This is a genomic window from Bradyrhizobium sp. CER78 (assembly GCF_029846235.1).
Taxonomy (GTDB): Bacteria; Pseudomonadota; Alphaproteobacteria; order Rhizobiales; family Xanthobacteraceae; genus Bradyrhizobium.
In genome coordinates, this window is sequence record NZ_JARVWP010000031.1 from 41,434 (window position 1) to 48,326 (window position 6,893).

Genomic DNA, 6,893 nt, shown 5'->3' on the forward strand with positions numbered 1-6,893 from the left:
TCACTTCCCGGCGCATGGCGTCGGCTGCACCGGACTTTGCGTATCGTCATAGGCGCAGAACGGGATCGACCAGACGAAGTCCGCCGCGGTCGCGATCCGCGTGAGACCGGGCTTGCCCTCGAAGATCGGCGGCTGACTCGAGAACTTCCAGTACCATTCGGGCAGCAGCGGCCCGAGCGGAGCGACCGGACCATTCGGACCGAACGAGAGGAACCCGGCCTGCGACGCCGGCGTGCCGTCCGCCTTGAAGGCGGCGCGGCCGTGGCAGGTGATGCAGGACGACGTCGCGACGAAGCCGTCCTCGGTGACGGAATTGCCGACCCTGATGTCGAGCCCGGCATTGTCGACGAAATCGACCTGCGACCCCTTCAGGCAGTAATTGTTGTAGACGGGATCGATGTCCGCGCTCGACAGCATCGCCGTCAGCGCCGGCGTCTTCACGCAATCCGGATAGCCCTGGCCTGCGGTCCGGTTCGACGGCACGAACGCGGTCTGCGCGCCGAAACTATCGCGGCAGCCGATGATGTCGCAGCGGCCCGGATTGAAGCGGTGCTCGAACGTCGCCCAGGTCCAGTTCGGCACCTGCTTGCTGATCACATGCATCGAGACCAGGGCGTACTGCACGCCGGCCGCACTGTTGACGTGATAGAGCTGCGGCACTTGGGCCACCGTCACCTTGTTGTTGGTGAATTGCGGAATGTCGCTGACCGGCACCCAATTCCCCTTCACCTCGATCGAATCCACCGGGAACGACAGCGTCTTGCCGAATGCGGCCTTCACGCCCGACAGCTTGTAGAGGTTGTTCTGGACGATGAAGTCGAACGTCGCCTTGTTGTGACGCGTTTCCTCCATCTGCCCTTGCGCTGCGCCCGGCGGCAGCGCCGGCAGCAATCCGCCGCTCTGCTGCACGCCCTCGCGCGCCACCTGCGGCAAGATCGGCGGGCGCAGCGACGGCGGCGTCGCGGCGGCCGGAAACTGCGGGTTGGGCTGGAACAGGTCGGTATCGCTCGCCCAGGTCTCGAACGTCGAATTGCTGCCGCCGGCACGGGTATTGGCCTGGATGAAGAGCTGCCAGGCGACCTGATCCGGCGCGGTCATCGCAGGATTCGGCGGCGACTGCGCCGCGGCCGGCACGGCGGGAAGCACAAACAGACCACAGACGAGCAGCGTGTCGATCGACCTTCTCATCTTTGCTCTCCACATTGAGGTTCAAGGTTGGAAGCCGTCTCCCATCCAGCTCGCATAGAGATCGAGCGAGTCCTGCGTCCATCGGTGACCGGGCGGCATGAAGCCGGACGACAGCGCGGCGAAGACACGGCGCGCGTTGGCGTGATCGGCAAAATCGTCATTGCCGGACGGGTCACCCATCCAGTCGGCGTCGCCGAGCCGAACGCCCTTTGGCGTCATGCAGGCGATGTCGCCCGGTCGAAACATCGGCAGGATGTCGTTGCCGAAACTGGTCGTCATCGGGATCACCGAGCCCATTCGCGATATGCACTTCTGGTTGCATATCGTATAGACGGCTATCGCAAAGACCGCTGTGAAGCGGCTCACACCGGCGCAGCAATTTCTGGCGGCCGTCGGCGCACGCCGGTGCACAAGCCGGCGGCCGGATCGAACCGGAGCTTCGCGAACCGCGACCAATCAGCTATAGGATGACCATCTGGAGCATGATCCGGAAAAGTGCGAAGCGGTTTTCCGGAAAGATCATGCTCAAACAACGAGCAAAAGCGCGATGACAATTCAACCTGATCTCATCGCGCTTTTTGGGCTGTTCGGGCGCATCACATGATCCTGCAATCCCTCGCCGGCCTGCCGGCGTTCCTGGTCTATTTCTGCACGGCGCTGATCGCCGTGGTCGCCTACCTCTTCGTCTACACCCGCGTCACGCCGCATGACGAATTCCAGCTGATCCGCGACAATGATTCCGCGGCGGCGATTGCGCTCGGCCTCAGCCTGCTCGGCTTCGTGCTGCCGGTCGTCAGCGCCATCGCCCACTCCGCCAATGTGATCGACTGCCTGATCTGGAGCATCATCGCGCTGATCGTCCAGATCATCGTCTATTACATCGTGAAGATCCCGGTGCCGAACCTGTCGGCGCGGATCGCCTCCGGCGAAATGGCGGCGGCGATCTGGCTCGGGCTGTCCTCACTGGCCGCAGGTGCGCTGAACGCGGCCTGCATGATCTACTGAGCCATCGAGCCGAACCATGGCGCGCAAACCCAACCCGGAATTCGGCAAGCGGCGGCCGGTGGTGCCGGCGATGCCGCCGCGGCAGGATCCGCCCTCCAAGCGCTCCAACCATGTCGCGCTGCTGATGATGGGCACGCTCGCGGTCGGCGGCGGCGCCTACGCGCTGATGCCGCGTCAGAATTGCCAGCCGATCCCGCCGACGCCGCCGGGCGTCACCGCGCCGGCCGTCCCGCAACCCGGCGCCGATTGCACGCAGCGCAGTTCGTCGTCCGGATCGGGCGGCAGCGGCGGCGGCGGCAGCTCGTCGCGCAGCAGCTTCTACAGCGGCAGCTCGTCGTCGGGCGGCTCCTCATCCTCCTCGAGTTCGTCGTCAAGCTCATCGGTGAGCCGCGGCGGCTTCGGCTCGTTTGCGCATGCATTCGGCTTCGGCGGTAGCTGATGAGCACTTTGGCGCGTCGTCACGTGCTTTCACTTGCCCGGCGATCAGGGCTGATGGAAACTCGGCGCGGCTCCGCAAACGGCAGGGCAGAAGGCAGGGATCGCGTCGATGAAGCGCTCGCGCCGCGTTTGGCTGAAATTGATGGGAAGCGTCGCGATCGGCGCAGCGTCGATCGGCCTGACGCCAGGCAATGCTCGCAATCATCACCACCATGCGAGGCACGGAGAAAGGCGAAAGCCCGAGCAAGTGTACCCCTCCGGCGGCTTCGGCGATGCGCCGCGCGCGCTCGCTCGCGGCGAGCTTTCGCATGGCGGTGGCTGACCCGAGGCTGACACACATCTTCTGAAGATCACGGTCCCCTTCATGCAACGCATCGCATGTCCCGAGCGCGACGATTGGCAGGCAACCGCCGAGAGCGCCGGTTTCACCTTCCACACCATCGACGGCGAACGTTACTGGGACGAGCGCGCCTATTACGCCTTCACGCTCGACGAGATCGAGCGCGATATCGAGGCGCCGACCGGCGAGATCGATGCGATGTGCCTCGAGCTCGCCGGACGCGCGGTCAAGGACGAGCGCTATCTGCGCCGGCTCAAGATTCCCCAGGCGTTCTGGGACCTGATCGCGGAAAGCTGGCGCCGCAAGGATCCAAGCCTCTACGGCCGGCTCGACCTCAAATTCAGCGGCAGCGGCCCGGCCAAGCTGCTCGAATACAATGCCGACACGCCGACCTCGATCTTCGAGGCGGCGGTGTTTCAATGGACCTGGCTCGAACAGGCGATCCAACGCAACATCATCCCCAAGCGCGCCGACCAGTTCAACTCGATCCATGAGCGGCTGATCGAGGCCTGGAAGACCATCGGCGCCAACCATCCGCTGCATCTCACCGGATTGACCGGCAATGCCGAGGACGCCGGCACGCTCGCTTATCTCGAGGACACCGCGGCGCAAGCCGGGCTGAAGACCACGCTGCTCGACATCGAGGAGATCGGACTGCGCGATGATGGCCGGTTCGTCGACCTCGACGAAAGCCCGATCGCGCTCGCCTTCAAGCTCTACCCGTGGGAGTGGATGTTTCACGACGCATTCGGCAAGAACCTCAGCTCGGCGCCGACGCAATGGATCGAGCCGCCGTGGAAGGCGATCCTGTCCAACAAGGGCATCCTGCCGCTGTTGTGGGAGATGTTCCCAAGCCACCCCAATCTGCTGCCGGCCTATTTCGATGACGACCCGCAGGCAGCCCAGCTCGGCAGCTCCTTCGTGCGCAAGCCGATCTATTCGCGCGAAGGCGCCAATGTCGAACTGGTCAGCGCCGGCATCACGCTGGTCGCCGAGCAAGGTCCCTACGGCGCCGAAGGTTTCATCCGCCAGGCGCTCGCGCCGCTGCCGAATTTTTCCGGACAGTATCCGGTGCTCGGAAGCTGGCTGGTCGACCACACGCCTTGCGGACTCTCGATTCGCGAAGATGAAAATCCGATCACCGGCAACACCTCGCGCTTCCTGCCCCACGCGATTTTGTAGCGGCGAGAACAGTTAGAGCGAGCGCAGTTCTTTCACCGTCATCCTGAGGAGCCGCGAAGCGGCGTCTCGAAGGATGCACGGCCCGGCTGGTGGCCGTCGATCCTTCGAGACGCGCGCAAAAGCGCGCTCCTCAGGATGACGGGGAGAAGCCTAGCCAGATGTTGAACGCAAGAGAGCTGACCTCACCGCGCAGCGGACGCGACCGCCTTCAGCACATGCAACGCGGCGCCGGCGCGCGCGACCGGAGCGGTGCTGGGCTGATAGAGCCCGCGGCGGTCGGGATAGGGCCTGAACAAATTGGTGATGCCGACCACGGATTCCGCCGCGCCAAGCGCGAGCACGCCGTCGGGCTCGAGCATCCGGGAGATCTTGCTGAAGATGCCCGCCTTGGTCTGCTGATCGAAATAGATCAGCACATTGCGGCAGAAGATCACGTCGAAGGTGCCGAGATGCGAGATGTCCTGCAGCAGATTGAGCTGGCGATGCTGCACCATGCCGCGGATGTCGGCGTTGAGCTGCCAGAGTTCGCCCTGCTGCGTGAAGTACTTCACCAGCAGCTGGATCGGCAGGCCGCGCTGCACCTCGAACTGGCTGAACAGGCCGGCCTTGGACTTTTCCAGCACCGCCTGCGACAGGTCGGTGGCGATGATCTCGATGCGCCAGCCGCTGAACAGCGCGGTCATTTCCTTCAGCAGCATCGCGATCGAATACGGCTCCTGCCCGGTCGACGATGCCGCGCACCAGATCCGCAGGCTGCGGCGCGCAGCGCGCGCCTGTGCCAGCGCCGGCAGCACCGCTTCCTTGAGATGATCGAACGGGATCTTGTCGCGAAAGAAGAAGGTCTCGTTGGTGGTCATCGCTTCGACCACCTCCGAAGTCAGCATCTCGGCGCCGCCCTTCATCCTCAGAACCAACTCGGGAATGCCGGCAAGGTTCGACCTGCGCGCCAAAGGCAGCAAGCGGCTCTCGACGAGATATTGCTTGTCGCTCGACAGATCGAGGCCGGAACGTTCTTTCAGCAGCTTACGCAGATACTCGTAGTCCAGCGGCGTCACGAACGGTCTCCCGCAAACACCCGAACAAGCTTCGGGGCGATCTGATTGAGCGGCAGCACGGCGGCGCAGATCCCGGCATTGACCGCAGCACCAGGCATGCCCCAGACCACGCTGGTGGCTTCGTCCTGGGCGATCACGCTGCCGCCGGCGGCGACGATATCCTTGCCGCCGCGCATGCCGTCGGAGCCCATGCCGGTCAGGATCACCGACATGATGCTGCCCTGCCAGACATCGATCGCGGAGGCGAACATCGGGTCCACCGCGGGCTTGCAGAAATTGACCGGCGGCCCGTCGTCGAGCGCGATGGTGGCGTCGACGCCGTGGCGGACGATGCGCATGTGGCGTCCGCCCGGCGCCAGATAGATCTGGCCCGGCTTGATGGTCTCGCCGTCGATCCCCTCATGCGCCGGCCGCTTGCTGGCGCGCGCCAAATGCTCGGCGAGAATCGTGGTGAAGGTCGGCGGCATGTGCTGGGTGATCAGCACCGGGACGCGATCGATCACCGGTCCGATCTCGGCAACCAGCGACATCAGCGCCTGCGGGCCGCCGGTCGACGAGCCGATCATCAACACCTTCGGCTGCAACAGGCCGAACGAACGGCGCGCGATCTGGGCCGGCGCGATGGGCGCAGCGACAGGAGCGAAAGTCCGCGGTCTGTCGTGACCGGGCGCGAGCGGCGGGCTCGCTGTCGTGTGCACCGTGCTGCGCCGTGCCTTGGCGCCGAGATGACGGATCTTCTGGATCAGGTCGTGGCGGAAAGTTTCGGCGGCGGTGGCCTCGCGCGTGCTCTCCGGCTTCGGAATGTAGTCGGACGCACCGAACGAGAGCGCCTTCAGGCTGATCTCCGCGTTGCGGCGGGTCAGCGTGGAAGCCATGATGACGACGAGATCGCGCTTTTTCGCCAACAGCTGCGGCAGCGCCGAGATTCCGTCCAGGTCGGGCATCTCGATGTCGAGCACCGCGACGTCGGGATTGATCCGCTCGAGCTGGTTGACGGCGTCGAGGCCGGTGCGCAGCGAGGCCACGACCTCCATGTCGGGCTCGGCGCTGATCCAGCGCGAGATCATCCCGCGGATCACCACGGAATCGTCGACCACCATCACCCGCACCTTGTCGGACCGGGTCGATGTCGGAACCGCAGTACTTGTCAACGCAACACTCATGACTTCACCAGCGACGCAACACGACGCACAACAACCGTTGAGCCGAAGGCTTCTGCCGCCGGATCGAACGTAGATTTAGATAAGCCCGACTTCCTGGAACTTCGCGGTGACGATGTCCCGGTCGAACGGCTTCATGATGTATTCGTTGGCACCGGCATGCAGCGCGCGTGCGATATGCGCGACGTCATTCTCGGTGGTGCAGAACACGACCTTGGGCTGATCGCCACCGGGCATGCGGCGAAGATTGCCGAGAAACTCGTAGCCGTCCATCACGGGCATGTTCCAGTCGAGCAGCACGGCCTCGGGCATCGCGCGCTTGCATGCCTCGAGCGCTTTCGCGCCGTCCTCAGCCTCGACGATCGTGAAATCGAGCCCTTCCAGGATACGGCGGGCGACCTTGCGAATGACGCTTGAGTCATCGACAACAAGACATGTTCTCATCTGCGACCTCTACTTCCTCATCCCCGGTGGGATGTTTCAGTTTCTTCAATTGCAGCGGCTGTCTCAGGCCGCTTTGGCATC

At 64.3% G+C, this 6,893-nt stretch carries 9 protein-coding genes; 4 read left to right on the top strand and 5 right to left on the bottom strand.

What is annotated here, in order from left to right:
• Complete coding sequence (locus QDT69_RS36145; RefSeq protein WP_279711234.1) at window positions 1–1,188, bottom strand: hypothetical protein; 1,188 nt, start codon at window positions 1,186–1,188, stop codon at window positions 1–3.
• Between the two features lie 21 nt (window positions 1,189–1,209).
• Window positions 1,210–1,467: a hypothetical protein gene (locus QDT69_RS36150; RefSeq protein WP_279711235.1), complete on the bottom strand. Its 258-nt coding sequence runs from the start codon at window positions 1,465–1,467 to the stop codon at window positions 1,210–1,212.
• Window positions 1,468–1,788: 321 nt separating this feature from the next.
• Between QDT69_RS36150 and QDT69_RS36155 the strand changes: the two genes are divergently transcribed.
• The 4 genes from QDT69_RS36155 to QDT69_RS36170 all read left to right on the top strand — a co-directional run bounded on the left by QDT69_RS36155 (window position 1,789) and on the right by QDT69_RS36170 (window position 4,153).
• Window positions 1,789–2,193: a DUF350 domain-containing protein gene (locus QDT69_RS36155; RefSeq protein WP_074132099.1), complete on the top strand. Its 405-nt coding sequence runs from the start codon at window positions 1,789–1,791 to the stop codon at window positions 2,191–2,193.
• Between the two features lie 16 nt (window positions 2,194–2,209).
• Window positions 2,210–2,632 (top strand): hypothetical protein, encoded by a 423-nt coding sequence (locus QDT69_RS36160; protein ID WP_279711236.1) that lies wholly within the window; start codon window positions 2,210–2,212, stop codon window positions 2,630–2,632.
• Window positions 2,633–2,740: 108 nt separating this feature from the next.
• Window positions 2,741–2,953 (top strand): hypothetical protein, encoded by a 213-nt coding sequence (locus QDT69_RS36165; RefSeq protein ID WP_279711237.1) that lies wholly within the window; start codon window positions 2,741–2,743, stop codon window positions 2,951–2,953.
• 42 nt (window positions 2,954–2,995) lie between these two features.
• A complete protein-coding gene (locus tag QDT69_RS36170) occupies window positions 2,996–4,153 on the top strand; it encodes a glutathionylspermidine synthase family protein (protein WP_279711238.1) in 1,158 nt (385 codons plus the stop codon).
• 182 nt (window positions 4,154–4,335) lie between these two features.
• On the opposite strand, the gene QDT69_RS36175 is transcribed toward QDT69_RS36170, so the two are convergent.
• The 3 genes from QDT69_RS36175 to QDT69_RS36185 form a co-directional block, all read right to left on the bottom strand.
• The gene (locus tag QDT69_RS36175; protein ID WP_279711239.1) at window positions 4,336–5,208 is read right to left on the bottom strand and encodes a protein-glutamate O-methyltransferase CheR; all 873 of its coding nucleotides are present in this window, start codon (window positions 5,206–5,208) and stop codon (window positions 4,336–4,338) included.
• Entirely contained in the window at window positions 5,205–6,371 is a 1,167-nt protein-coding gene (locus QDT69_RS36180) for a chemotaxis response regulator protein-glutamate methylesterase (RefSeq protein ID WP_279711240.1), read from the bottom strand. The genes QDT69_RS36175 and QDT69_RS36180 overlap by 4 nt, the downstream gene beginning before the upstream one ends.
• Window positions 6,372–6,446: 75 nt before the next feature.
• The gene (locus tag QDT69_RS36185; protein ID WP_021081912.1) at window positions 6,447–6,812 is read right to left on the bottom strand and encodes a response regulator; all 366 of its coding nucleotides are present in this window, start codon (window positions 6,810–6,812) and stop codon (window positions 6,447–6,449) included.
• Between the last annotated feature and the right edge of the window lie 81 nt (window positions 6,813–6,893).

Coding starts and splice junctions, on each gene's coding strand:
- QDT69_RS36145 (WP_279711234.1), bottom strand. CDS start 1,188: ATGAGAAGGTCGATCGACACGCTGCTCGTCTGTGGTCTGTTTGTGCTT.
- QDT69_RS36150 (WP_279711235.1), bottom strand. CDS start 1,467: ATGACGACCAGTTTCGGCAACGACATCCTGCCGATGTTTCGACCGGGC.
- QDT69_RS36155 (WP_074132099.1), top strand. CDS start 1,789: ATGATCCTGCAATCCCTCGCCGGCCTGCCGGCGTTCCTGGTCTATTTC.
- QDT69_RS36160 (WP_279711236.1), top strand. CDS start 2,210: ATGGCGCGCAAACCCAACCCGGAATTCGGCAAGCGGCGGCCGGTGGTG.
- QDT69_RS36165 (WP_279711237.1), top strand. CDS start 2,741: ATGAAGCGCTCGCGCCGCGTTTGGCTGAAATTGATGGGAAGCGTCGCG.
- QDT69_RS36170 (WP_279711238.1), top strand. CDS start 2,996: ATGCAACGCATCGCATGTCCCGAGCGCGACGATTGGCAGGCAACCGCC.
- QDT69_RS36180 (WP_279711240.1), bottom strand. CDS start 6,371: ATGAGTGTTGCGTTGACAAGTACTGCGGTTCCGACATCGACCCGGTCC.
- QDT69_RS36185 (WP_021081912.1), bottom strand. CDS start 6,812: ATGAGAACATGTCTTGTTGTCGATGACTCAAGCGTCATTCGCAAGGTC.